Source organism: Azospirillum sp. ST 5-10, from assembly GCF_051225715.1.
Classification (GTDB): Bacteria; Pseudomonadota; Alphaproteobacteria; order Azospirillales; family Azospirillaceae; genus Azospirillum.
In genome coordinates this window covers 59991-84332 of the sequence record NZ_JBPJSP010000012.1, presented here as the reverse complement: position 1 = coordinate 84332, position 24342 = coordinate 59991, and the positions used below count along the sequence as shown (strand labels likewise).

Genomic DNA, 24342 nt, shown 5'->3' with positions numbered 1-24342 from the left:
CCCATGGACACCGCGATCGCCGGCGACGCCGTTCCCGACGACACGGCCGTCGACCTCGCCGGGGCCCTGCGCGACGCGCAGATCGACGAGATGCTCGCCCAGCTCGACCGCGAGCTGGTCGGGCTCGCCCCGGTCAAGACGCGCATCCGCGAGACGGCGGCGCTGCTGCTGGTGGACCGGCTGCGCCGCTCGGTCGGGCTGGAGGGGGAGCGCCCCAGCCTGCACATGTGCTTCACCGGCCCGCCGGGAACCGGCAAGACCACGGTGGCGCAGCGCATGGGCACCATCCTGCACCGGCTCGGCTACATCCGGAAGGGCCACCTCGTCACCGTCACCCGCGACGACCTGGTCGGCCAGTACATCGGCCACACCGCCCCCAAGACCAAGGAGGTGCTGAAGCGCGCCATGGGCGGCGTGCTGTTCATCGACGAGGCCTACTATCTCTACCGGCCGGAGAACGAGCGCGACTATGGCCAGGAGGCCATCGAAATCCTGTTGCAGGCGATGGAGAACCAGCGCGACGATCTCGTCGTCATCCTCGCCGGCTACAAGGACCGCATGGATACCTTCTTCCAGTCGAACCCCGGCCTGTCCTCGCGCATCGCCCACCACATCGACTTCCCCGACTACACCGTCGACGAGCTGATGGCGATCGCCGGACTGATGCTGGAGGCCCGCGGCTACCGCTTCGCTCCGGGCGCCGGGACGGCGTTCCGCGAGTATCTGGAGCGCCGCCGCACCCGGCCGCACTTCGCCAACGCCCGCTCCGTGCGCAACGCGCTGGACCGCGCCCGGCTGCGCCACGCCAACCGGCTGGTCGCCGCGGCCGCCACGGCGACCCGGCGCGACCTCATGGAGATCGCCGAAGCCGACATCCGCGCCAGCCGCGTCTTCGCGGGGGCGGCATGACGGAAGCCCGGTTCGCCGCGGTGGTCTTCGACCTGGACGGCACGCTGGTGGACAGCGCCGCCGACCTGCGCGACGCCGTCAACCGCCTGCTGGCCGGGCTGGACCGCCCGCCGCTCGACCTCGCCACGGTGCGCCGCTTCATCGGCGACGGCGCGGCGCGCCTGGTGGAGCGGGCGCTGGCGGCGACCGGCGGCGTGCCCGGCGACCTGGCGCCGCACGTCGAGCGCTTCCTGGCGATCTACGAGGCTGATCCCGCGGCCAGGACGCGGCTCTATCCGGGGGTCGCCGACACCCTGGCGGCGCTCGCCGCGCTGGGAGTGCGGCTCGCCGTCTGCACCAACAAGCCGCTGGCGGCGACGCGGCGCCTGCTGGCCGACCTCGGCATCGCCCCCCGCTTCGCCGCGGTGGTCGGCGGCGACAGCTACCCCACGCGCAAGCCGTCGCCCGAGCCGCTGCTGGGCGTGCTGGGGATGCTCGGCGTGGCGCCGGGCGAGGCGGCCTTCGTCGGCGACAACGAGCACGATGTCGCCACCGCCCGCGCCGCCGGGATGGCGCGGGTGTACCTCATGGCCTACGGCTACGCCCGGGTGCCGCTGGAGACGCTGCCCCACGACGGCGTGCTGGGCGACTTCGCCGAGGTGCTGGGCGCCGTCCGGCGCCCCTGCTCCGGTAAGCCCTCCGCCATGGCGGGCTAGCGGACTCACGCATCTTCCACCCGTGCGACAGACCCTCCCTCGCCCCCGGCAGGGCCGAGGGAGGGAACGGCACGCGGCGACAATGGGTGGATGCGCTGGCCCCAGGGGGAAGGGGGACTCCTCAGAGCGGTGCCGGTTCGGCGGCGTCGGCGCGGGGGCGGCGCAGCTTGGCACTCGACACCGCGCGCCGCACGATGACGGCGAAGGAGCGCACCGCCGCCGCGCGCTCGCCGTCGCGCTTCCACAGGATGCCGGGCGTGCGCAGCGGCGTCGGGCTTTCCAGGGCGATGATGCGCAGGTTCTCCAGGTCCGACACCGCCTGTTCCGACACGATGGCGGCGATCTCCATCCGGCGCACCAGGCTCAGCATGGCGGCGATCGTGTTGGTCTCCGCCACCACCACCGGCTCGGCCCCGGCCGACTGGAAGCAGCCGTCGAGCATCCGCCGCGTCGTGAACTCCCGCGGCAGCAGGACCAGGTTCTGGCGGTGCAGCTCGACGATGCGGATGCGCTTGCGCGCGGCGAACGGATGCTGGGCCCCCACCGCCAGCACCATCTCCTCGTTGTAGAGCGGCTCGAACCACAGCTCGCGCAGCTCGGCCGGCCGGTAGGAGATGCCGATGTCGAGGTCGCCGGAGCGCAGCCGGTCCTCGATCGCCGCCGCCGGCAGTTCCTCGACGGTCACCCGGACCGCCGGGTTGTTGGTGAGGAAGGTCGCCAGGCAGCTCGGGATCAGGCTGATGTTGAAGGTGTGCGTGGCACCGATGCGCACCATGCCGCGCAGCGGCCGCGCCGTTCCCTTGAGGGTGCGCACGCCGTCGTCGATCTCGCGCAGGGCCTTGGTGACGCTGGGCAGCAGCAGCTCGCCGGCCTCGGTCATCACGACCCGCTTGCCGACCCGGTCGAACAGGCGCTGGCCGATCTCCTCCTCGAGCTGCTTGATCTGGTGCGACAGGGTCGACTGGGTGACGTGCACCTTCTCGGCGGCGTGGGTGAAGTTCAGGCGCTCGGCGAGCGCCGCGAAGTACCGCAGGTGCCGGAGTTCCATGCCTCGTCCCCCTTGCGTCGACGGCGGCGGAGCGGGGGCGAACGCCCCGAACCATCGACGGCATCACTGGTCACGATGGGCATCTATCATTTCTCCGTTGGCCCTGGAAACAATAGAATGCCCGGCAGTCCGTTGGGCTGACGAACGGCGGCGTCCGCGCCCGTCCCGTCGCCACGGCAACGACCGCCGCGCGGCGGCACCCCGGGGGGAGGACCGATGCCTCAGTTCAGCGAAACCAGCGTGACCGACGCCGTGCTCGAGCGCTTCGCCGCGTGCGACGACGCCCGCTTCAAGACCGTCATGACCGCGCTCGTCCGCCACCTGCACGACTTCGTGCGGGAGGTCGAGCTGACCGAGGCGGAATGGATGACGGGCATCCAGTTCCTCACGGCGACCGGCCAGACCTGCACCGACCGGCGGCAGGAGTTCATCCTGCTGTCCGACACGCTGGGGGTGTCGATGCTGGTGGACGCCATCAACAACCGCAAGCCGGCCGGGGCGCTGGAATCGGCGGTGCAGGGGCCCTACTACTGGGAGGGGGCGCCGGAGCGGCCGCTCGGCAGCGACCTCGCCGACGGCGTGAAGGGCGAGCCGGCGTTCTATTCCGGGCGCGTGCTGACGCTCGACGGCACGCCGATCGCCGGTGCCCTGCTCGACGTCTGGTCGGGCGACGGCGAGGGCAACTACGACATGCAGATGCCCGGCGAGACGGAGATGCGGGCGCGCGGCAAGCTGCGCACCGACGCCGAGGGCCGCTACTGGTTCCGCTCGATCCGTCCCACCTCCTACCCGGTCCCCACCGACGGCCCGGTCGGCGCGATGCTCAACCGGATGGGGCGCCATCCCTTCCGGCCCGGGCACATCCACATGATCGTCTCGGCGCCCGGGCACCGCGCGGTGACGACCCAGCTCTTCGTCGCCGGCGACGGCTATCTCGAGTCCGACGCGGTCTTCGGCGTGAAGGATTCCCTGGTCATCGATTTCCGCCGGCACGAGCCCGGCACCGCGCCGACCGGCGAGGCCGTGGACGTCCCGTTCTACACGGTCGAGTACGACTTCGTGCTCTGCCCGGTCGCCGAACCGGCCCTGCAGGACTGAACGCGGGCGATCCCCGCCACACCCGTTTGGAGAATTGCCATGCGCAGCGCGATCTGCCGCAGCGATGCGGACAGCATCCGGATCCATGGGCTCGACCTCGCCGCCGACATCCTCGGCAAGGTCGATCTCGGCCAGATGGCCTTCCTGGAGATCTGGGGGCGCCTTCCGGACGAGCGGGAGGACGCCGTCTTCAACGCGCTGGTGGTCGCCCTGGTCGAGCACGGCCTGACCCCCAGCGTGCTGGCGGCGCGGCTCACCTACCTGGGCGCGCCGGACTCGCTCCAAGCGGCGGTGGCGGCGGGCCTCAGCGGCGTCGGTACGGTCTTCGTCGGCAGCATCGAGGGGGCCGCCCGGATGCTGCAGGAGGCCGAGGCGGGAAACCGCCCGGCGGACGAGATCCCGGCGCTGGCCCGGGACATCGTGGCGCGCTTCAAGGCGGAGAAGCGGATCATCCCGGGGCTCGGCCATCCCATCCACAAGCAGGCCGATCCGCGCACCGAGCGGCTGCTCGCCATCGCCGCGGAGAACGGCTTCCGCGGCAACCACGTGCGGCTGCTGGAGGCGGTCGCGGCGGAGGCCGAACGGTCGCTCGGGCGCCACCTTCCGGTCAACGTCTCCGGGGCGATCGGGGCGATCGCCAGCGAACTCGGCCTCGACTGGCGGGTGTGCCGCGGCATCGGGCTCATCGCCCGCACCATCGGGCTGGTCGCCCACCTGCTGGAGGAGATCCGCTCGCCGCTCGCCCGCGAGCTCTGGCTGCGCACCGAGCACGACGCCCAGCCGCCCGCGTGAGCGCCGGCGCACCTCCCGCCCCGCGACATCGACCTTGCCCCCGGGTGTTCCATGGCTGCCGATCTCGATCCCCGTGACGTTCTGGACCTCTACCCGCCGCACCGGGACACCATCCCGTCGCTGCTGGCGTCGCGCCGCGCCGCCGGGCCCGACCGTCCGGCGCTGCTGTTCGAAGGGCGGAGCTGGAGCTACGCCGAGATCGACGCCGCCAGCGACGCGCTGGCGCGGGCGCTGGTGGTGCGCGGCGTCGGCAGGGGGGACCGCATCGGCCTCGTCTCCCTCAACGGCGACGTCGCCCTCCTGGTGTTCCTCGCCGCGGCCAAGGTGGGCGCCCTGTTCGTGCCGATGAACCCCGGGCTCGCCGACGGCGAGCTGGCCTACGTCCTCGGGCACTGCCGCCCCACCGTGGTCGCCAGCCAGGCCGAGGACCTGGAGCGGGTCGAGCGCATCACCGGCGCCTTCGCCGAGGTTCCCTGGCTGCTGCCGCTGGACGAGATCGGCGCCGCCGCCGGCGACGTCGCCGGCGTCGTCGCCCGGATCGAGCAGTACGCCGGCCCCAACGGCGCCGTCCACCTCGCCGAGGTGGGGCCGGACGACCCGGCCGTGGTGATCTACACCTCGGGCACCACGGGCTTCCCCAAGGGGGTGGTGCACAGCCACAGGAACTACGTGTGGGCCGGCGAGGCGTTCGTCGAGCGGATGCGCCTGCAGCCGGACGACCGCCTGCTGACGGTGCTGCCCTTCTTCCACGTCAACGCGCTCTTCTACTCCTGGGGCGGCGCGCTCGCCGCCGGTGCGGCGATGGTCACCACCCGCCGCTTCAGCGCGTCGCGCTTCTGGACCCTGGCGGCGGAGACCGGGGCGACGGTGTTCAACGTCCTCGCCGCGCTGGGCAACATCCTGGCCAAGCGGCCGCGCGGCGAGTTCGATCCCGGCCACCGCATCGCCAAGATCTACGGCGGGCCGATCAGCGCCGAGATGATTCGGGTGTTCCAGGAGGACTTCCACGTCCCCACCCTGATCGAGGGTTACGGGATGTCGGAGATCCCCGGCGCCTGCAACAACCCGTTCGCCGGCCCGCACAAGGTCGGCAGCATCGGCACGGCGGCGCGCCACCCGCGCTTCGACGGAACCTTCGTCGAGCTGCGGGTCGTCGACGACGAGGGCGGCGACGTGCCGGTCGGCGCGATGGGCGAACTCCTCGTGAAGACGCCGATCATGGCGCTGCACTACCTCGACGATCCCGAGCAGACGCGGGCGGCCATGCGCGACGGCTGGTTCGTCACCGGCGACTACGTCCGGCGGGACGCGGACGGCTACCACTACTTCGTGGCCCGCAAGCGCGACATCATCCGCCGGCGCGGCGAGAACATCTCGGGCGCCGAGCTCGACCGCATCCTGTCCGAGCACCCGGGCATCCTGGAGGCCGCCACCATCGGCGTCCCGGCCGAGCTGGGCGACGAGGAGATCATGGCCGTCCTGGTGCCGCGCGCCGAGCCGCCGTCGGCCGAGGAGGTCCTCGACTGGTGCCGCGGCCGGATGGCGGCGATGAAGATCCCGCGCTTCGTCGTCTTCGTCGACGCCCTGCCGCACACCTCGTCGCACCGCGTCGAGAAGTACCGCCTCAAGCAGGACCCCTCCCTGCTGGCGAGGGCCTTCGACCGGGAGCGCAGCGTGTCGGCGGCGCCCACCTGACCGGCGGCGACCGCGTGGGAACGGAAACGACGACAGAACAAGGAAAGGGAGGTAAGCCATGAAGACGTTCGTGTCCGGCGCGCTGCTGGCCGTCGGCCTGGCGGCGCTGACCGCCGTCCCGGCCGCCGCGGCGCCGGAAACCATCCGGCTCACCGTCGCGGCGAGCCACCCCGTCACGATTCCCTGGATCGGCCTGATCCCCAAGGTCTTCATCCCCGAGGTGGACAAGCGGCTGGCGGCCACCGGGGCGTACCGGATCGAGTGGCAGGAGGCCTACGGCGGGCAGCTCTACAAGGCCAACGCCACCCTCACCTCGGTCGAGCAGGGCATCACCGACATCGGCTGGGTGTTCAGCTATCTCGAAGCGCCCAAGATGCCGCTCAGCCAGGTGACCACCTACACCCCGTTCTCCACCGACGACGTCCCCGCCATGCTCGACGTCATGACCGAGCTGATGGCGACGGTGCCGGAGTTCCGCAAGGAGTGGGAGCGCTACAACATCGTGTTCCTCGGGGCGACCGGCTCGGACACCTACGACATCTTCACCAAGTTCCCGGTCGATGCGGTCGAGGACCTCAAGGGGCGGAAGATCTCGTCGCCCGGGGCGCCCGGCATCTGGCTGCGCGGCGTCGGCGCGACGCCGGTCGACGGGGCGCTCACCACCTTCTACACCGACATCCAGACCGGCGTGTCGGAGGGCGTGCTGTCGCTCGCGACCGGCGTGCTGCCGACCAAGCTCTACGAGGTGGCGCCCTACGTCACCCGGGTCAATCTCGGCGTCGTCTTCTCCGGCGGCCTCGCCATCAACCGCGACCGTTGGGACGGCCTGCCGAAGGAGGTGCAGACGGCGCTCAAGGAGGCCGGCGCCGTCTATTCGAAGGCGCACGGCCAGGACCTCATGGAACGCCACGAGGCGGCGCTGAAGGCGATCGTCGAGGCCGGCAAGACCCAGGACCCGCCCGTCACGGTCGCCGTCCTGCCGCCGGCGGAGCGCCAGAAGTGGATCGACCAGCTTCCCAACATCGCCGCCGACTGGGTCAAGGCCAACGAGGCGCGGGGCCTGCCGGCGCGCAAGTTCCTCGAAGCCTACATGGCGGGCCTGCGCAAGCACGGCCAGACCCCGGCCCGCGACTGGGACAAGACCCTCTGACAGGGGCGCGCGGGGCGTGGTCGCGTTGGCCCCCCTCCCGACCACGCCCCCGTCCGCATGTCCCACCCCCCGAGCCCCCGAGAAGCGAGCCGGCGATGTCCCTGGACCTGAGCGAACGCACCTCCCCATCCACCACGGTCGGCGAGCCCGCCGTCGAGAGCGGCCTGCTGCGGGCCTGGGCCGTCTTCGTCGACGGGCTGGGCGCCGCCGGGTCGGTGCTGATCGGCGCGCTGATGGTCCTCGTCTGCGCCGACGTGCTCGGCCGCAACCTGCTGAACCGGCCGATCCCCAACGTGGCGGAGCTGTCGGCCTGGTCGGTCGTGGTGATCGTCTTCCTCCAGCTCGCCAGCACGGTGCGGCACGACCGGATGGCGCGGGCCGAGATCTTCATCGACCCGCTGGCCCGCCGCGCCCCGGAAGCCGGGGCGGCGCTGAACGCGGTCTTCGCGCTGCTCGGCGCGGCGGCGTGCGCGCTGATCGCCTACGCGACCTGGCCGATCATCGCCCGCGACATCGACATCGGCGAGTACATCGGCATCGAGGGCCTCGCCACCCTTCCGACCTGGCCGTTCCGCGTGCTCGTCGTGCTCGGGGCCGGCGTCGCCGCCCTCCAGTACCTGATCGGCGCCGTCCAGGCGCTGAACGCCGCACGCCCCGCGAGGACCCCATGAGCACCGTCACCATCGGCCTCCTGGCCGTCGCGGCACTCCTGCTGCTGATCTATTTCGGCCTCCACATCGGCGTGTCGCTGCTGGTGACCTCGCTCGGCGCCGTCGCCGCCCTGCGCGGTCCCGACGTGGCGCTGCGCATGATCGGCGCGGTCGCCAACGACTCGCTGCGCGAGTACGTGTTCGCCGTCGTCCCGCTCTTCATCCTCATGGGGCTGCTGGTCACCGTCTCCGGGGTCGGGCGGGACACCTTCGACCTGTTCGAGCACCTGCTGCGCCGGGTGCGCGGCGGGCTCGGCATCGCCACGGTCTTCGCCAACGCGGTGTTCGCCTCCATCACCGGCATCTCGATCGCCTCGGCCTCCGTCTTCTCCAAGGTGGCGGTCCCGGAGATGATCCGTCACGGCTACACCCGGCGCTTCTCCGTCGGCGTGGTGGCGGGGAGCTCGGTGCTCGGCATGCTCATCCCGCCGTCCTTGCTGATGATCGTCTACGGCGTGCTCGCCGAGGAATCGGTCGGCCGGATGTTCATCGCCGGCATCCTGCCGGGCATCCTGGTGGCAGCCTGCTTCGTCGTCCTGATCGTGGTGATGACCCGCCTGCGCCCGCACATGGTGCTGGAGCACCCGGACCGGCCGATGGAGACGGGCCCGGACGCGCGCGGCGGCCTGGCCGCGGTGCTGCGCAAGGGCCTGCCGATCGTCGCGCTGGTGGTGCTGGTGCTGGGCGGCCTCTACGCCGGCTTCTTCAACCCGACCGAGGCCGGCGCCGTGGGGGCGCTGGGGGCGCTGGCGATCGCCCTGCTGCGCCGGTCCCTCACGGCGGGGCGGTTCTGGACGATCCTGGTGGAGACCGGCCACGTCGCCGTCTCGGTGCTCTTCCTGGTGCTCGCCGCCAGCATGTTCAGCCGCATGCTGGCGATGTCGGGGCTTCCCGCCGCCCTGTCCGACCTGCTGCTCGGCGACCGCTTCGGCCCCCACGTGTTCCTCCTCGCCTATCTCGCCCTGGTGCTGGTGCTGGGCTGCCTGATCGATTCGGTGTCGATCATGCTGATCGTGCTGCCGATCGCCCTGCCGGTCGCGCGGGCGGCGGGCTTCGACCTCGTCTGGTTCGGCGTGCTGACCGTCGTCGCCGTCGAGATCGGCCTCCTCACCCCGCCGTTCGGAATTTCGGTCTACACGGTCAAGTCCGCCCTGAACGACAGCGCCCTGTCGATCAGGACCATCTTCGCCGGGACTACGCCCTTCGTGCTGGCCATGCTGTTCGCCCTTGGCATCCTCGTGGTCTTTCCGGGAATATCGACGGCCTTGATCGGCCGGTAGCAAGAGGTGACTTCCGCATGACGGACAACGCGTCCATGAAGGTTCTCGGCATCTCCGGAAGCCTGCGCCAGGGCTCGTACAACACCGCGCTCCTGCGCGCGGCGAAGGAGCTGGCACCCGGCGGCATGACGGTCGAGGAATTCGACCTCACGCCGATTCCCTTCTACAACGACGATCTCCGCCTGCAGGGCTACCCGCCCAGCGTCGAGGCGCTGCGGACGGCCATCCGGCAGGCCGACGCCCTGCTGTTCGTCACGCCGGAATACAACCGGTCGATTCCCGGCGTGCTGAAGAACGCCATCGACTGGGCGTCGCGCGGGCCGGAGCAGCCGTTCGACGGCAAGCCGGTCGCCATCATGGGGGCGAGCCCCAGCGCGCTCGGCACCGCGCTCGCCAACCATCACCTGCGCCAGATCCTGATGTTCCTGAACGCGCAGATGCTCAACGGCCCCGAGGTCCTGGTGGGCGGCGCCACGGCCAAGTTCGACGAGGGCGGACGGCTGACCGACCAGACCACCCGCGAGTTCGTCCAGAAGCACCTGTCCAGGCTGATGGACCTGACGGCACGGCTCAAGGGCTGACCGGGAGGGGCTGACCGGGAGGGGCTGACCGGGAGGGGCTGACCGGGAAGGCGACCGGCGGCGTTCGCCGCCGGCGTGCCGCGGGGGAAGCGCGACGGTCTACCGGCGTGTCGATGAACGCGCCCGTCTCCGTCCATGGCCGATCAGCGCGCCGTGCACGATGCCGGCGGCCAGGCTGGTGTGGCCGCTGAACATGACGAGGCCGAGCCCCCAGCCCTGCCAGGCGGCGAGGAGGGTCAGCGCCAGCGCCAGGGCGCAGGCACCGGCGGCGCGCAGGGCGCGCGTGGTGGACGCCGGCAGCGGCCGTCCGAAGAGATCGTGCTGCTGGCGGTCCATCGCCGAGGCCAGCGCCGCGAAGCCCACCAGGCACAGCACGAAGGGGGGCAGGTGGCTCATCACCGTCCTCCGCGCGTCGCGCCGGCGGCGACGGGGGAGGGGCCGGGCTGGCCCGCGGACCGGGATCGCGGCCGGTGTCTGGCCGCGCCGGCCGCCAGGGCCGCATGGAGCGCCGCCAGCGCCCAGCACATGAGGTCGACGCCGATGAACACCCAGTCGCCCTCGGCCGCGCTGCGCCACAGCGGCCGTTGCGTGGCGACGGCGTTGACGACGGGCAGCAGCGTCAGCAGCGCGGCCGCCGTCCAGAGCTGTTCGATCCAGGCCTTGCCGGCCGGGCGCAGCGCGGCGTGCGCCAGCGTCAGCGCCCAGACGATGAAGAACGCGTGGATCTCCCAGTCGGCGCGCCCCGCCAGCCCCTGCGGCAGCAGCCGGTTCGCCCACAGGAACGACGCCATGGCGACGGACAGGCCGGCGATGCCCGCGATGTTCAGCCGCTCCACGAGGCGGAAGCCGACGTAGGGCCGGTCCGGGTCGGGCAGCTTCTGCCGCCGCTTGACGGTCCACATCACCAGGCCCGTGCCCACCATGGCCGTGCCCATGAGGCTGACGAGGAAGTACAGCCAGCGCGTCACGGTGTCGCTGAAGCGTCCCAGATGCAGCGCGTAGAGCACGCCGCGCGTCTCGGCCGCGGCCCCCACGCTCTCGCGGACCGTCAGCAGCGTGCCGGTGGTGCCGTCGAACTCCATGTATTGCGGGCTCATGGAGACACGGCCGGCCTCCCCGCGCGCCACCGCCACCCGCGCCGCGCCGTCGCCGGGATGGGTGGCGGTGACGCGGCCGACGTTGCCCCGGCCCCAGCGTTCCTCGGCCTGGCGCACCATGTCCTCGACGGAGGCGAGCGGGACCGCCTGGCCGCTGGGCTGGCCCGGCTGGATGACGGGGCTGAGCTCGGCCGTGAGCTGCTGGCGGTCGGCCGGCGTCTCGATCGCCACCCGCTCGCCCCAGGGCACGTACAGCGCCATCAGCGTCACCAGCCCGGTGTAGGTGATCATCGCGTGGAACGGCAGTCCGAACACCGACAGCGCGTTGTGCGCGTCGAGCCACGAGCGCTGTCCCTTGCCCCAGCGGAAGGTGAAGAAGTCGACGAAGATCTTCTTGTGCGTGATGACGCCGCTGACGATGGCCACCAGCATGAACATCGCCGCGACGCCGGCGATCCACCGCCCCCACAGCACCGGCATGTAGTGGAACTGGAAGTGGAAGCGGTAGAAGAAGTCGCCGCCCAGGGTGTCGCGCGCGCTCACCCTGCGGCCGGTCGCGGGGTCGAAGATGCCTTCGCCGAACGCGCGCCGGCCCGGGACGGACGGGGCCGTGCGCCAGAAGACGTAGGCGCTGTTGTTGCGCGCGTCCGGCAGGCGGATGCTCCATTGCGGGCTGCCGGGTGCCACGGTGGCGAGCGCGTCGGCGATGCGCTGGGCCGCGGCGGCCTGGTCGGGCACCTGGGCCTGATGCGGCAGCTCGGGGCGCATCCACTGCGACAGCTCGTCCTTGAAGTAGGACACCGTGCCGGTGAGGAACATGGCGTAGAGGATCCAGCCGAGCAGCAGGCCGACCCACGTGTGCAGGTCGGACATGCTCTGGCGGATGCCGCGGGCGGCGGGACGCGGTTCGTGCCGGGTCTTCACGCGGTGCTCCCCGTCACCAGACGGACCATGCCGCCGCCAGCAGCGGCGCCGCCGCCACCAGCAGGCCCGCCCAGGCGCGCAGGGCGCTGCGCACCGCGAAGACCCAGATCACGGCGGCGGCGTAGATCGCGAAGCTCGCCAGCATGCCGGTGATCACGGCCTGCGGCTTGCTCATCGGCAGCGCCAGCACGGCGACGCTGGCGAGCGACGCCAGCGCGTAGCCGCCGAACAGCGCGGCCGCGATGCGCGAGACGAGCGGCCCGACGGCGCGGGCCCGGTCCGCCAGGGAGGTCATCGGTTGGGCGCTGCCGCAGGCCCGGCGGGAACCGGCGGCAAGCCGTCGGCGCTGACGTAGGCGACCGTCGTGACGTAGCTCACGCCGTCGTACGTCTCGGGGCCGTTCGCGCCCGGGCGCTCGCCGGCGGTGCGGTCGTTGACGCTGACCTCGGCCACGTAAGGCCCCTTCCAGGGCATGGCGAACTCCACGAGCCCCTGCTCGTCGGAGAGGTCCTCCTTGGACCAGCCGGACTGCGTCACCAGCGTCACCTTGGTGTCGGCCCTGGGTTCGCCCTTGAAGAACAGCTTGAACCGTCCCGGTTGGCCGGCCGGCACCAGGTCGAGCGCGAGCTTGGGCGGCTGCTCGGCGAAGCCGGTGATCAGGCGCGCCGCGGGACGGTACCAGCTGGTGATCTCCTCGCCCCCGTCCTTCCAGGTGTAGAGCGGGTACTGCGTGTCCTCGGCGACGATGCTCTCGCCGGGCGCGGCCGTGAAGGGCAGGGTGAAGCCGGTCGCGGTCTTGGTGGCGTCGGAGGTCTGCTCGCCCCGGCTGGAGATGAGCGTGCCGGCCGGTTTGCCGAACTTGTCGAGCAGCCCGGGCGACGCCTCGCGAAGGTTCTCGCCGAACTCGCCGAAATGGATGACCGCGCTCCCGCCGTCGGGCTGCTCGATCCAGATCTGGTGGGCCTGCGCGGGCATGACGAAGCCGAGCGAGGCCAGCAGGGCGATGGTGATCTTGTTCATGGCGGGTCCCGCAGGAAGAGGTGGAGGATCATGCCGGCCGGCGGGCGCCCCGACGCACCGGTGCCCCCACCCTCCGCGTGCCGCGCGGGAGGGTGGGGGCGGACCGTGCGCCGGTGCCTTCGCCCGCCGGGATCAGAAGTCGATCGTGGCGGACAGGATGACGGTCCGCGGCGAGCCGACGGTCACGTACGTGCCGGTCGTCAGCCAATACTCCTCGTCGAAGAGGTTCTCGACGTTGGCGCGCAGCACGACGGGTGTTCCCGCCACCGTGGTGGCGTAGCGGGCGCCGATGTCGACGCGCGTCCAGCCGTCGAAGCGCAGGGTGTTGGCGCTGGTCAGGTAGGAGCCGGAGGTGTGGATGACGCGTCCGTTGAGGGAGAGGCCGGGAACCCACGGCGTGTCCCACTCGAGGCCGGCGGAGAACATCTTGTCCGGCACGCCGGCGGCGTCGTTGCCCTCTTCCGACGCGACCGCCGTCTCGGTCAGCTCGGGGTCCAGGAAGGTCGCGCTGAGGATGCCGCGCAGGCCGGGTTGAAGTTCGCCGAAGACGGAGAATTCCAGGCCGCGGTTGCGCTGTTCGCCGTCGTAGGCCAACTCGTTGGCCGCCGTGCGGATCGAGTTCGGCCGGGTCAGTTGGAAGACGGCCGCGGTCGTCGTGACGGCGCCCCAATCGACCTTGACGCCGGCCTCGTACTGCTTCGACTTGTACGGGGCGAGCACGTCACCGGCGTTGGCGTAGTCGGGCCCGACGATCGTCCCGGTCGTCAGACCCTCGGCATAGTTGGCGTACACCGACACGTCCTGCAGGGGCTTGACGACGATGCCGGCGAGCGGCGTCGTCGCCCCGGCGTCATAGGTGCTCGTCTTGGCGCCGGTGGAGGTGTTGTAGCTCTTCACCTTCACGTTCTGGTCGCGCACGCCCAGGGTCAACAGCACGCGGTCGTCCACGAACGACAGGGTGTCGGCGATCGCGATGCTGGTGAGCGTGGTCTCGGCCGACCGCTGCGGGTCCGTGCGGGCGGCCGTGATGGCCGGAAGCGGCCTCGGGTTGTAGATGTTGGAAGGCACGCTGCCGGCCGAGGGGATGTAGACGTTGCCGTCCTCCCGCTGGAAGCCCGTGAAGCCGACGCTGAGCGCGTGGCCGACGCCCGCCGTGTCGAAGCGCCAGCGCGCCCCGACGGTGCCGCTGACGGTCTCGCTGTAGGAGTCGTAGTAGGAGTTGCTGACGGTGAAGTCGCCGGCGACGTTGGCGCCGGGGCGAGCGACCGGAAAGATCTGGTCGTTCGAACCGTCGCGGTAGCCGATGGCCGCGTACGCGGTCAGCGACTCGGTCAGGTCGAACTCGACGCGCGTGGCGACGGTCTTGTCCTCCTGGACGAGCGTCGTGTTCGGGAACCAGTTGCTGCGGGCGTCGGGAGGCGAGGGGATGGAGGTGACGGTGGGCAGAATGCTGATCTGCGGCCGGAAGTCGTCGGTGTCGTCGCGCTGGTACATGGCGTCGAGCGACCAGCGCAGGCGTTCCCCACGATAGTCCACCGCCAGCGAGCCGAGGCCGGTCTGCACGTTGCCGTCCTCGATCGTGGCTTCGCCGTCGCGCAGCAGGCCGTTGAAGCGGACGCCCCACTCCTTGTTCGCGCCGAACCGGCGCGCCACGTCCGCGTGGAGGCCCAGGTTGGATTCGCCGACATAGGTGGTGGTCAGGCGCGTGAGGGGTTCGTCGCCGGCGCGCTTGCTGACGATGTTGATGCCGCCGCCGATGCTGCCGCCCGGCGCGATGCCGTTGATGAGCGCCCCGGGCCCCTTGAGCAGTTCGATGCGCTCGATGATCTGCGCCGGAACGCGGTTGGACGACACCAGGCCGTACAGGCCGTTCAGGCCGACGTCGCCGGAGGGAACGGCGAAGCCGCGGATCTGGAAGGTGTCGTCGAACCCGTTGCTGCCGGTCGTGAGGCGCACCGACGCGTCGTTGATCAGGGTGTCGGCCGCCGTGCGCGCCTGCTGGTTCTCGATCAGATCGGACGTGAAGTTCATCGTGCTGAACGGCGTGTCCAGGATGTCACCGGTGCCGAGCAGGCCCAGCGACCCGCCCCGCGCCACCTGGCCGCCGGCGTAGGGCGGCGGCAGTTCGCCCGGGACGGGCGCGGGGCTGGCCGTCACTTCCACGGGCGGCAGGGTGATTGCGTCAGCCGGCTCGGCCGCGCCGGTGGCCGCGGCCGACTGGGCATGGACCGCCGACGGGAAGGCGAGGCCGGCCACCAGCACCGCGCCGGCCAGATGGACGGCGATCGCGGCCGGGCGCGAGCCGGCGATGCCGGCGTCGGGCACGACGCGCGCGTCGCGGCGGTGACGGGGGCGATGGCGCAACGCGGCCGCGCCGTGGGTTCGCTTCATGGTGCCGATCCTCTACCAAACGTCAGTCTCTGTGGCGCAACTTCAGCGGCCGGCACGGTCCTGTCCCAGCGGGTCGAACATCAGTGCAGATTGGCGCGAATGCGAATGATTTTCATTATTGCCAGACTGCGGCAAGCGCTGCAAGCCATGTATGGCAGCGGCCGGCGTCGCCGGGCGTACGGACCGCTCTGTCGTGAATTTCTGTTGACGGACAGCGCCTTGCGACGAAATCCACGGCGCGGAATAGACCACTGATTGTGTCGTGGCCGCGATCGCGCGCCATTTCCGATCGGTGGCTGCGTCCCGGGCGCCGGCGCGGCGCGGCGGTGATTCGCCGGACGGCGTCGGGGCAACGGCGGATCGGCGGGCGGATCGGCGGGCGGATCGGCGGCCGGCGTCGGCGTGGCCGCCGGAGTGTTGCCGTGCCGACGCCACTCTGCGACTCTGGGCCCGTCGTCCACCAGCCCCACGGCCCGTCCCCATGGATCTGCGTCAGTTGCGTTACTTCGTGGCCCTGGCCGAGGAGGGGCATTTCGGCCGGGCGGCCGACGCCTTGAACATCGCGCAGCCGCCCCTGTCGCAACAGATCAGGGCCATCGAGGCCGAACTCCAGGTCACGCTCTTCGACCGCAGCCGCCGTCCCATCGCGCTCACCCTGGCCGGCCGCACCCTGCTGCGGGAGGCGCGGCAGATCCTGTCGCAGATGGAACGCGCCGAGGCGATGACCCGCCGCGCCGGCAAGGGCGAGGGGGGGCGCCTGTCCGTCGGGATCACCGGCACGGCGGCGTTGGAGTTCGCCGTGCCCGTTCTTTCGGCGTTCAACCGGCGCCGGCCGAACGTCAGCCTTTCGCTGCGCGAGATGTCCTCTCCCGCCCAGCTCGACGCGCTGGAGAAGGGCGAAATCCACATCGGCTTCGTCCGGCCGCCGGTCGTCGACGAGCGCATCAGCATCCGCCTGGTCCACCAGGAACCGTTCCTGGTCGCCCTGCCCGCAGCGCACGAGAAGGCGTCGGCCGCCGCGGTGCGGCTCGCCGACCTCAACGGGACGCCGCTGGTCATCTTCGACCGGCTGGAGGCCCCGGGCTTCCGCGACCTGATCCTTCATGTCTGCCGGTCCGCCGGCTACGTTCCGGCGGTGATCCAGGACGCCCCGCAGATGCTGACCATGCTGTGCCTCGTCGGCAGCGGCCTCGGCATGGCGCTCGTCCCCCGCTCGGCGCAGCGCCTGGCCATCGACGGAGTTGTGTTCCGGCCTCTCCTTGACGACAGCCCGCAGATTGAGCTATACGCCGCTTGGATGCACAACAAAGAAGCATTTCTCGTGGACGATCTGTTGTCCACGATCGAGGACATGGCGGTGACCGACCAGCAAGTAACTGATCTGTAACCGTTATTACTGCATCATAAAAATATCATATGCATTGAGTATTGGACCGGCTCTTTCGGGCTTCGCTAGCGTCGGGGCGTTCCCCACGCAGCGGAGAGCAGTCTTGCCCACCCCTCCCGACCCGATCACCCGTTCCGTCATCCAGCATCGCCTGAGCGCCATTGTCGAGGAGATGGGCGAGGCGATGTTGCGCACATCCTACTCGCAGATCCTGAACGCCAGCCGCGACTTCTCGATCGCGATGGTGGACGTCCGGTGCCGCCTGATCGCGCAGGCCGACCACATTCCCATCCACGTGGGGGCGCTGCCCTGGGCGGTGCGCGCCGTGGAGGAGCGTTTCGGCGACCGCATCGCCCGCGGCGACGTCGTCCTCCTGAACGATCCCTACGCCGGGGGAAGCCACCTTCCCGACGTGACGGCCTTCGTTCCGATCTTCGCCGGCGACGAGCGGGTGCTGTGGGCGGTCGTCCGCGCGCACATGGGGGACATCGGCGGCGCCACGCACGGCGCCTACAATCCGGAGGCCACGGAGATCTGGCAGGAAGGGTTGCGCATCCCGCCGCTGAAGCTCGTCGAGGCGGGCGAGCTGCGCGACGACCTGCTCGACATGATCCTGATCAACGTCCGCTTTCCCCGTGATTTCCGCGGCGACCTCGCGGCCATGATCGGTGCGGCGCATTTCGGGGAGCGCCGGGTCGGCAAGCTCTTCGACGAGTTCGGCGTGCAGACCGTCAAGGACGCCATCGAGGACATCCTCGACGGCGCCGAACGGCAGGCCCGTGCCATCGTCGCTGGCTGGACGGACGGCGTCTACCGCGGCGAGGCCTTCCTCGACGACGACGGCCGCGGACGCGAGAACGTGGCGATCCGCGCGACGGTCACCAAGCGGGGGGACGGGATCGAGGTCGACCTGTCGGAATCCGATCCGCAATCGACGAGCTTCGCCAACTCGTCGCACGCCAACACCCAGGCGGCCGTCGCGATGGCCTTCAGCTACCTGATCGACGCCGAGATCCCGAAGAACGACGGAGCGTTCCGCCCGATCAGCGTCACGCTGAAGCCCGGCACGGTGGTGTGCGCCGACAACAACGCCCCCGTCACCCTGTCGACCACCCACCCGGCGAACGAGATCGTCGAGGCGATCGTCCGCGCCCTGGCCCCGGCTTGCCCGGAGCGGGCGATGGCCGGGTGGGGCCGGCGCTTCCGCATCTCCCTGACCGGCGACAACCCGCGCAACGGCCGCCGCTTCATCTGGCACATGTTCCACGCCCGCCCCGGCGGCGGCGCGTCCCCCAAGGGCGACGGCTGGTCCGCCGCTGGGGAATGGCACTCGGTCGGCGGCATCAAGTTCGGCAGCGTCGAGGTCACCGAAGCACGCTTCCCGCTGCTCTTCGAGAGCCATGAGCTGCGCCCGGGGTCGGGGGGCGACGGGCGGTACCGCGGCGGCCTCGGCTCGACCATGGATCTGCGCGTCGAGGTCCCGGCCTATGCCCACACCGCCGGCGAGGGCATCCGCCACGGGGCGGCCGGCATCGCCGGCGGCCGCGACGGGCTGCCCCACAGCTACCACCTCGTGTCGGCGGACGGCTCCGTCCCCCTCCCCACGAAGAAGTTCGGCATCCAGATCGCCGCGGGCAGCCTGCTGCAGATCCGTTCGGGCGGCGGCGGCGGCTGGGGCGATCCCGACCTCCGCAGCGCCGAAGACCGCGACCGCGATCGCCGGCGCGAGTTCGTGACGCCTTGAGCCGTGCAGCCGTACCCCGTCCAACACGAAGCAACCCCGCCCGAGGGGGAGAGCGAATGACCGTTTCCTATCACATCGGCATCGACGTCGGCGGCACCTTCACGGACGTCGTGGCGATCGACAGCGCCGGCACGACCACCTTCACCAAGGCGCCATCCACGCCCCACGACCAGTCGGTCGGCGTCGTCGAGGGCCTGCGCGACCTGGCGCGGCGGCTCGAGCTGCCGCTGCCGACGCTCCTCGGGCGCACCGAACGCGTGGTCCACGGCACCACGGTGGCGACCAACGCCCTGCTGGAGCGCAAGGGCGCCACCGTCGGGCTGCTGACGACCGCCGGCCACCGCGACGTCCTGGAGATGCGCGAAGGGCTGAAGCCGGACCGCTACAATCTTCTGATGCCGCCGCCCGAGCCGCTGGTGCCGCGTCATCTGCGGCGCGGCGTCATCGAGCGCATGGCGCACGACGGCCGCGCCCTGACGCCGCTCGACGAGGCCTCGGTGGTCGAGCAGATCGCCGTCCTCAAGGAGCACGGCGTCACCTCGGTGGCGATCTGCTACCTCCATTCCTACCGCAACGCGGCGCACGAGCGGCGGACCGCGGAGCTGGTCGCCGACCTCATGCCGGAGGCCTATGTCTCGCTGTCCTGCGACGTGCTTCCGCAGATCAAGGAGTTCGAGCGGGTTTCGACGACGGTCGTCAACGCCTACGTCGGCCCGACGGTCAGGAACTACCTCGGCAACCTGCGCCGGCGCCTGACGGCCGAGGGGCTGGCGGAGGGATCGCTCTTCATCATCCTGTCCCACGGCGGGATCGCCCTGGTGGAGGAGGCGGTCGAACTGGCCGCGGGCACCTGCCTGTCCGGCCCGGCCGGCGGCATCGCCGGGGCGCGTGCCTGCGCCGCCCTCCTGGCCGCCGGCGACGTCATCCCCTTCGACATGGGCGGCACCAGCACGGAGATCTCGCTGATCAGCGACGGCGGCGTGGCGCTGACCTCGGAACGCGGGCTCGCCGGCGAGCGGATCGCCCTGCGCAGCTTCGACATCCTGTCGATCGGCGCCGGCGGCGGCTCGCTGGCGCGGCTCGACGGGGGCGGCGCCTTCACCGTCGGCCCGCAGTCGGCGGGCGCGCTTCCCGGTCCCGCCTGCTACGGGCACGGCGGAACCGAGGCGACGGTGACGGACGCCAACCTCCTTCTCGGCTATCTCGACGCCGACACCTTCCTCGGCGGCCGCAGCCGCCTCGACGCCGCGGCCGCCGAGGCGGCGACGGACGCGCTCGCGCAACGGCTGGGTCTCGACCGGATCGCCACGGCGGCCGGCATCCATCGGCTCATCAACGTCAAGATGGCCGACGGCATCCGCATGATGACGCTGCGCCGCGGCGTCGATCCGCGCCGCTTCACCCTGGTCAGCTTCGGCGGCGCCGCGGGGTTGCACGCGGCCGAGGTGGCGCGCGAGATGGAGATCTCCCGGGTCGTGGTGCCGACCGTCGCCTCGGTGCTGTCGGCCTGGGGCATGCTGGCGAGCGATCTCCGCTACGAGGTGACGCGCAGCCACGTCGGCGACGCCGCCATCCTCCGGGACGAGGCGCTGCGCCGTCTCTATGCCGACCTGGAGGCCGAGGCGCGCGGCCGGCTGCCCGGCAGCCTCACCCAGGCCATGCGGATCGAGCGTTCGGCCGAGCTGCGCTACGGCGAGCAGATCTTCGAGGTGGACGTCAGCCTCGACGGCCTCGACCTGGAGATGGACGGCCTGGCCGCCGCGGTGGTCGAGCGGTTCCACCGTCGGCACGAGGAGCTCTACACCTACTCGTCGCCCGGCCAGGAGGTCGAACTCGTCAACGCCCGGGTGGCGGTGATCGGCGAGGTGCCGCGCGGCACCGGGATCAGCGAGCGGCCGGCGGCGACGGGCCCGGCCCGGCCGACGCGCCGCAAGACCATGTTCGCGGGCGGCGGCTGGATCGAGGCGCCGGTCTTCGCCCTCGACGCGCTGGCGCCCGGACACGTCGTCGCCGGTCCGGCCATCGTCGAGGCGGAGACCACGACCGTGGTGCTGCACGGCGGGGACAGGGCGTCGGTGACGCCGCTCGGCTGGCTCGACATCGCGGTGGCGCCGAAGGCCGTCGCGTCGTGACGACGCCGCGGGGCGGCCGTTCCGACCGGTAACGACAACGACCATGCAACAGGGATGTCCATGATGAAGAAGGTGCTCCACAGCGTTCTCTGCGCCACGCTCCTCGCCCTTGCCGCTCCGGCGCAGGCGCAGACACAGCTCAACGTCGTCGCCCCCTGGTCCAACCTCCATGCCTACGAGGCTCTGGAGCGGCCGTTCTGGTCGACGAAGCTGCCGGAACTGACCGACGGCGCGCTGAAGGCCAAGCTGACGAACTATTCCGAACTCGGCCTGTCCGGCGTCGAGCTCATGCGCCTGGCCACCATGGGAGTCTTCGACGTCGCGCACATCGTGGTCGGCTACTCGGTCGCCGACGACCCGGTGATCGAGGGGCTCGAACTCGCCGGCGTGATCCAGGACGTCGACACCGGCCGCAAGGCGCTCGAGGCCTACCGTCCGGTCATGGCGAAGGCGCTCGCGGCGAAGGGGATGGTTCTCCTCGGCGTCTACCCCAACCCGAGCCAGGTGCTCTACTGCCGCGAGCCGGTCAACGCGATCGCCGACTTCAAGGGGCGGAAGATCCGCTTCTACGGCGCCAGCATGAACGACTTCGTCCAGGCCGCGGGCGCCACGGGCGTCAGCGTTCCGCTCGCCGAGGTCGTGCCGGCGCTGCAGCGCGGCGTCGTCGATTGCGGCATCACCGGCACCCTGACCGGCTTTTCCTTCAAGTGGCCGGAAGTGACGTCGAACCTGTACGGCATGCGCTTCGGCTGGGGGCTGACGCTGATCGCCGCCAACCAGAAGCGGTGGAACGCCATGGGCGAGGCGGAGCGCACCGGCCTGTCGTCCGCGGTCAAGACGTTGGAGGACGATCTCTGGACGCTGGCCGCGACGGACGACAAGGCCGGCGTCGACTGCAACACGGGACGGGCCGCATGCCCGTACGGCGAAGCCGCCGGCATGACCTACGTGGCGCCGTCGCAGGCCGATGACGCCGAGCGCAAGCGAATCCTCCAGGAGGCGGTTCTCAAGAAGTGGGCCGAACGGTGCTCGCAGGCCTGCGTCGACGACTGGAACGCGACCGTCGGCAAGGTCGTGGGGCTGGTCGCCTCGAAATGAAGGCCCGGAACGCAAGCGGCTTCCCGCAGGCGCGGATCCACCAGGGCGGCGTCGCCGCCCTGGTCGACACCCTGGAGCGAGCCTGCCGGCGGCTCGCCCACGCCATGGTCGTCGCGAGCGGCTGGGGGATGCTCGTCCTCGGGCTGCTCGTCACGGCCGATGTCCTGTTGCGGAAGTTCGTCGGGACGAACATCGGGGGCGTCGACGAGATCTCCGGCTATCTCTTCGCCATCGGGATTTCCTGGTCGCTGGCCTCCGCCTTTCACGCGCGCAGCCACGTCAGGATCGACGTCCTCTACGGCCGGATGCCGGGCTGGCCGCGTGCGTTCCTGGACGTCCTGTCCGTCGTCTCGCTGCTGCTGCTGTCGCTGTTCCTGGTCTTCAGCAGCTGGCTGGTGTTGGCGACGTCCTGGGAACTCTCCTCGCGCTCCGCCTCCTCCCTGCAGGTGCCGCTCGCCGTTCCGCAGGCGGTCTGGCTGTTCGGCATGGTCGTCTTCGCGCTGTCCCTCGCCGTCGCCTCGGTCAAGGCCGTCCTCGCTTGCGCGGCCGGCGACCGCGCGGCGGTGATCCGGGACTACGGCGTCTCGACGGCCAGCGAGGAGGCCGAAGAGGCGGTCCACCATTCCCTGGGAGCGAAATGACATGCTCATCCAAGCGTCGCTCGCCCTCATCGTCCTGATCGGGCTGTCGGTCCCGATCGCGGCGGTGCTCGTCGCCATCGCGCTGGGCATGTCCTTCATCCACTCGCCGATGCCGCTCCACGTGGCGGCGTCGGAGATCTTCTGGAAGGTGTCGAACGAGTTCACCCTCACGAGCATCCCGCTGTTCGTGCTTCTCGGGGAGATCCTGCTGCGGGTGGGCGTCGCCGAGCGCATGTACGGGGCGGTCGCGCTTTGGCTGAACCGGCTTCCCGGCGGCCTCTTGCACGCGAACATCGCCGCCTCCACCCTGTTCGCGGCGACCTCCGGCTCGTCGGTGGCGACGGCGGCGACGATCGGCACGGTCGCCCTGCCGGAGGTGCGCAAGCGGGGCTACAGCGAGCGGCTGTTCCTCGGCAGCCTGGTGGCCGGCGGCACGCTCGGCATCCTCATCCCGCCCTCGATCCATCTCATCCTCTACGGGATGATGACGGGCACCTCGATCCCGCAGCTCTATCTCGCGGCGACCGTTCCGGGCATCCTCCTCGCCGCGCTGTTCAGCGGGCTGGTGCTGGTCGCCTGCATCGTGCGGCGCGATCTCGGGGGACGGGCGATCCCGGCGACCTGGGGCGAGCGCCTGCGCAGCCTGCCGCATCTCATCCCGATCGTCGCTCTGTTCGTCGTCGTCGTCGGGTCGATCTACGCCGGCTTCGCCACGCCGACCGAGGCGGCGTCCCTCGGCCTCGTCTTCGCGCTCGGGCTCGCCGCCTGCTACGGCCGCCTGTCGGTCGCCATGCTGCACAGCGCCTTCGTCGGCACCATGCGCACGACGGCGATGATCATGCTCATCGTCCTCGGCTCCTATTTCCTGAACTTTGTTCTGTCGATCCTCGGCATTCCCCAGCAGCTGACGGCGTTCATCACCGAGCTCGGCCTGCCGCCGACGTGGACGATGCTTCTGATCATCGCGTTCTTCGTCGTCCTCGGGTGCTTCCTCGAATCCCTGTCGATGCTGGTGACGATGACCCCCCTCGTGGCGCCGGTGGTGATCGGGCTGGGCTACGACCCCGTCTGGTTCGGCGTCGTGATGACCGTTCTCCTGGAAGCCGCGCTGATCACGCCGCCGGTCGGCATCAACCTCTACGTGGTCCAGGCGATCCGCGAGCGCGGCAGCATATCGGACGTGATCAGCGGGGCGCTTCCCTTCGTGGCCGGCATGTTCATCCTGATCGGCCTCCTGCTCGCCTTCCCGGAAATCGCGCTGTTCCTGCCGGGCATCCTGTAGGACCCTTCCCGATGGTCCTGTCACGCCGCGGCGCCGCGCGGGAGCGCGCCAAGACCTCTTGCAATGGATCAGGTCAATGACCCAACACGCTTCGAAGCTTGCGCTGGTGCCGTTCGTCAGCGTCGAGAACATGATGCGGCTCGTCCACGACGTCGGGATCGAGCGGTGCCTCGTCGAGATGACGGCCTACATCGAGGAGGATTTCCGCCGCTGGCCGCTGTTCGACAAGCGGCCGCGCGTCGCCTGCCACTCCTCCGAAGGCGTGATCGAGCTGATGCCGACCTCGGACGGCACCGAGTACGGGTTCAAGTACGTCAACGGGCACCCCAAGAACACGAAGCAGGGGCTGCAGACGGTCACCGCCTTCGGGCTCCTCGCCGCGGTCGGCACCGGCTATCCCGTGCTGCTCAGCGAGATGACGCTGCTCACCGCCTTGCGGACGGCGGCCACCTCGGCCCTGGCGACCCGCTGGCTGGCGCCGGAGGGGGCGCGAACGCTGGCGTTGATCGGCAACGGCGCGCAGTCGGAGTTCCAGGCCCTGGCGCTGAAGGCCATGTGCGGCGTCGACCGCGTCCGGCTCTACGACATCGATCCCGCGGCGACGCGACGGTGCGCGGCCAACCTCGCCGAGGCGGGCCTGACGGTGGTGCGCTGCGCCACCGGCGAGG

Annotated in this window: 22 protein-coding genes; 16 read left to right on the top strand and 6 right to left on the bottom strand. The window is 70.9% G+C overall.

The window, feature by feature from the left end:
* Positions 1–3 precede the first annotated feature (3 nt).
* Together cbbX and gph are read left to right on the top strand one after the other, a co-directional pair.
* Entirely contained in the window at positions 4–909 is a 906-nt protein-coding gene (cbbX, locus tag ACSBPG_RS15335) for a CbbX protein (protein WP_435538051.1), read from the top strand.
* Positions 906–1604 (top strand): phosphoglycolate phosphatase, encoded by a 699-nt coding sequence (gene gph / locus ACSBPG_RS15330; RefSeq protein WP_435538050.1) that lies wholly within the window; start codon positions 906–908, stop codon positions 1602–1604. Before cbbX ends, gph begins: the two co-directional genes overlap by 4 nt.
* Positions 1605–1725: 121 nt before the next feature.
* On the opposite strand, the gene ACSBPG_RS15325 is transcribed toward gph, so the two are convergent.
* Entirely contained in the window at positions 1726–2652 is a 927-nt protein-coding gene (locus ACSBPG_RS15325) for a LysR substrate-binding domain-containing protein (RefSeq protein WP_435538049.1), read from the bottom strand.
* A gap of 216 nt (positions 2653–2868) precedes the next feature.
* On the opposite strand from ACSBPG_RS15325, the gene ACSBPG_RS15320 reads away from it, so the two are divergent.
* The 7 genes from ACSBPG_RS15320 to ACSBPG_RS15290 all read left to right on the top strand — a co-directional run bounded on the left by ACSBPG_RS15320 (position 2869) and on the right by ACSBPG_RS15290 (position 9958).
* A complete protein-coding gene (locus ACSBPG_RS15320) occupies positions 2869–3750 on the top strand; it encodes an intradiol ring-cleavage dioxygenase (protein WP_435538048.1) in 882 nt (293 codons plus the stop codon).
* Between the two features lie 39 nt (positions 3751–3789).
* A complete protein-coding gene (locus tag ACSBPG_RS15315) occupies positions 3790–4542 on the top strand; it encodes a citryl-CoA lyase (RefSeq protein ID WP_435538047.1) in 753 nt (250 codons plus the stop codon).
* Between the two features lie 51 nt (positions 4543–4593).
* The gene (locus tag ACSBPG_RS15310) at positions 4594–6237 is read left to right on the top strand and encodes a class I adenylate-forming enzyme family protein (protein ID WP_435538046.1); all 1644 of its coding nucleotides are present in this window, start codon (positions 4594–4596) and stop codon (positions 6235–6237) included.
* Between the two features lie 58 nt (positions 6238–6295).
* Positions 6296–7387, top strand: coding sequence for a C4-dicarboxylate TRAP transporter substrate-binding protein (locus tag ACSBPG_RS15305; RefSeq protein WP_435538045.1), 1092 nt, complete (start codon positions 6296–6298; stop codon positions 7385–7387).
* A 95-nt stretch (positions 7388–7482) separates the two neighbouring features.
* Positions 7483–8058: a TRAP transporter small permease subunit gene (locus tag ACSBPG_RS15300; protein WP_435538044.1), complete on the top strand. Its 576-nt coding sequence runs from the start codon at positions 7483–7485 to the stop codon at positions 8056–8058.
* Positions 8055–9377, top strand: a complete 1323-nt coding sequence (locus ACSBPG_RS15295; protein ID WP_435538043.1) for a TRAP transporter large permease — start codon at positions 8055–8057, stop codon at positions 9375–9377. The genes ACSBPG_RS15300 and ACSBPG_RS15295 overlap by 4 nt, the downstream gene beginning before the upstream one ends.
* Positions 9378–9394: 17 nt before the next feature.
* Positions 9395–9958: an NADPH-dependent FMN reductase gene (locus tag ACSBPG_RS15290; protein WP_435538042.1), complete on the top strand. Its 564-nt coding sequence runs from the start codon at positions 9395–9397 to the stop codon at positions 9956–9958.
* A 99-nt stretch (positions 9959–10057) separates the two neighbouring features.
* Here ACSBPG_RS15290 and ACSBPG_RS15285 read toward each other — a convergent pair whose 3' ends face one another.
* The 5 genes from ACSBPG_RS15285 to ACSBPG_RS15265 all read right to left on the bottom strand — a co-directional run bounded on the left by ACSBPG_RS15285 (position 10058) and on the right by ACSBPG_RS15265 (position 15390).
* Entirely contained in the window at positions 10058–10354 is a 297-nt protein-coding gene (locus ACSBPG_RS15285) for a DUF3325 domain-containing protein (RefSeq protein ID WP_435538041.1), read from the bottom strand.
* Positions 10354–11979 (bottom strand): PepSY-associated TM helix domain-containing protein, encoded by a 1626-nt coding sequence (locus ACSBPG_RS15280; protein WP_435538040.1) that lies wholly within the window; start codon positions 11977–11979, stop codon positions 10354–10356. The genes ACSBPG_RS15285 and ACSBPG_RS15280 overlap by 1 nt, the downstream gene beginning before the upstream one ends.
* 13 nt (positions 11980–11992) lie before the next feature.
* Positions 11993–12274 carry a DUF3649 domain-containing protein gene (locus tag ACSBPG_RS15275; RefSeq protein WP_435538039.1) on the bottom strand — a complete coding sequence of 94 codons (282 nt, stop codon included), beginning with the start codon at positions 12272–12274 and terminating at the stop codon, positions 11993–11995.
* Positions 12271–12999 carry a DUF4198 domain-containing protein gene (locus ACSBPG_RS15270; protein WP_435538038.1) on the bottom strand — a complete coding sequence of 243 codons (729 nt, stop codon included), beginning with the start codon at positions 12997–12999 and terminating at the stop codon, positions 12271–12273. The genes ACSBPG_RS15275 and ACSBPG_RS15270 overlap by 4 nt, the downstream gene beginning before the upstream one ends.
* A gap of 132 nt (positions 13000–13131) precedes the next feature.
* Complete coding sequence (locus tag ACSBPG_RS15265; protein ID WP_435538037.1) at positions 13132–15390, bottom strand: TonB-dependent receptor; 2259 nt, start codon at positions 15388–15390, stop codon at positions 13132–13134.
* A gap of 262 nt (positions 15391–15652) precedes the next feature.
* Between ACSBPG_RS15265 and ACSBPG_RS15260 the strand changes: the two genes are divergently transcribed.
* The 7 genes from ACSBPG_RS15260 to ACSBPG_RS15230 all read left to right on the top strand — a co-directional run.
* Positions 15653–16777, top strand: coding sequence for a LysR substrate-binding domain-containing protein (locus tag ACSBPG_RS15260; protein ID WP_435538036.1), 1125 nt, complete (start codon positions 15653–15655; stop codon positions 16775–16777).
* Between the two features lie 103 nt (positions 16778–16880).
* A complete protein-coding gene (locus ACSBPG_RS15255) occupies positions 16881–18521 on the top strand; it encodes a hydantoinase B/oxoprolinase family protein (protein ID WP_435538035.1) in 1641 nt (546 codons plus the stop codon).
* Positions 18522–18577: 56 nt separating this feature from the next.
* Positions 18578–20653 carry a hydantoinase/oxoprolinase family protein gene (locus ACSBPG_RS15250; RefSeq protein WP_435538034.1) on the top strand — a complete coding sequence of 692 codons (2076 nt, stop codon included), beginning with the start codon at positions 18578–18580 and terminating at the stop codon, positions 20651–20653.
* A gap of 63 nt (positions 20654–20716) precedes the next feature.
* Positions 20717–21751, top strand: coding sequence for a TRAP transporter substrate-binding protein (locus ACSBPG_RS15245; RefSeq protein ID WP_435538033.1), 1035 nt, complete (start codon positions 20717–20719; stop codon positions 21749–21751).
* A complete protein-coding gene (locus ACSBPG_RS15240) occupies positions 21748–22392 on the top strand; it encodes a TRAP transporter small permease subunit (RefSeq protein WP_435538032.1) in 645 nt (214 codons plus the stop codon). Before ACSBPG_RS15245 ends, ACSBPG_RS15240 begins: the two co-directional genes overlap by 4 nt.
* A 1-nt stretch (position 22393) precedes the next feature.
* On the top strand, positions 22394–23674 hold the full coding sequence (locus ACSBPG_RS15235) for a TRAP transporter large permease (protein ID WP_435538031.1): 1281 nt from the start codon (positions 22394–22396) through the stop codon (positions 23672–23674).
* Positions 23675–23750: 76 nt separating this feature from the next.
* Positions 23751–24342 (top strand): ornithine cyclodeaminase (locus tag ACSBPG_RS15230; RefSeq protein ID WP_435538030.1); only part of this gene is annotated, 592 nt, incomplete at its 3' end.

Bases quoted from the DNA above. Each gene is read 5' to 3' on its own strand.
- ACSBPG_RS15270 (WP_435538038.1), bottom strand. From the start codon at position 12,999: ATGAACAAGATCACCATCGCCCTGCTGGCCTCGCTCGGCTTCGTCATG.
- ACSBPG_RS15305 (WP_435538045.1), top strand. From the start codon at position 6,296: ATGAAGACGTTCGTGTCCGGCGCGCTGCTGGCCGTCGGCCTGGCGGCG.
- ACSBPG_RS15315 (WP_435538047.1), top strand. From the start codon at position 3,790: ATGCGCAGCGCGATCTGCCGCAGCGATGCGGACAGCATCCGGATCCAT.
- ACSBPG_RS15310 (WP_435538046.1), top strand. From the start codon at position 4,594: ATGGCTGCCGATCTCGATCCCCGTGACGTTCTGGACCTCTACCCGCCG.
- ACSBPG_RS15245 (WP_435538033.1), top strand. From the start codon at position 20,717: ATGAAGAAGGTGCTCCACAGCGTTCTCTGCGCCACGCTCCTCGCCCTT.
- ACSBPG_RS15235 (WP_435538031.1), top strand. From the start codon at position 22,394: ATGCTCATCCAAGCGTCGCTCGCCCTCATCGTCCTGATCGGGCTGTCG.
- ACSBPG_RS15250 (WP_435538034.1), top strand. From the start codon at position 18,578: ATGACCGTTTCCTATCACATCGGCATCGACGTCGGCGGCACCTTCACG.
- ACSBPG_RS15290 (WP_435538042.1), top strand. From the start codon at position 9,395: ATGACGGACAACGCGTCCATGAAGGTTCTCGGCATCTCCGGAAGCCTG.
- ACSBPG_RS15285 (WP_435538041.1), bottom strand. From the start codon at position 10,354: ATGAGCCACCTGCCCCCCTTCGTGCTGTGCCTGGTGGGCTTCGCGGCG.
- ACSBPG_RS15325 (WP_435538049.1), bottom strand. From the start codon at position 2,652: ATGGAACTCCGGCACCTGCGGTACTTCGCGGCGCTCGCCGAGCGCCTG.
- ACSBPG_RS15265 (WP_435538037.1), bottom strand. From the start codon at position 15,390: ATGAAGCGAACCCACGGCGCGGCCGCGTTGCGCCATCGCCCCCGTCAC.
- ACSBPG_RS15295 (WP_435538043.1), top strand. From the start codon at position 8,055: ATGAGCACCGTCACCATCGGCCTCCTGGCCGTCGCGGCACTCCTGCTG.
- ACSBPG_RS15320 (WP_435538048.1), top strand. From the start codon at position 2,869: ATGCCTCAGTTCAGCGAAACCAGCGTGACCGACGCCGTGCTCGAGCGC.
- gph (WP_435538050.1), top strand. From the start codon at position 906: ATGACGGAAGCCCGGTTCGCCGCGGTGGTCTTCGACCTGGACGGCACG.
- ACSBPG_RS15275 (WP_435538039.1), bottom strand. From the start codon at position 12,274: ATGACCTCCCTGGCGGACCGGGCCCGCGCCGTCGGGCCGCTCGTCTCG.
- ACSBPG_RS15300 (WP_435538044.1), top strand. From the start codon at position 7,483: ATGTCCCTGGACCTGAGCGAACGCACCTCCCCATCCACCACGGTCGGC.
- cbbX (WP_435538051.1), top strand. From the start codon at position 4: ATGGACACCGCGATCGCCGGCGACGCCGTTCCCGACGACACGGCCGTC.
- ACSBPG_RS15240 (WP_435538032.1), top strand. From the start codon at position 21,748: ATGAAGGCCCGGAACGCAAGCGGCTTCCCGCAGGCGCGGATCCACCAG.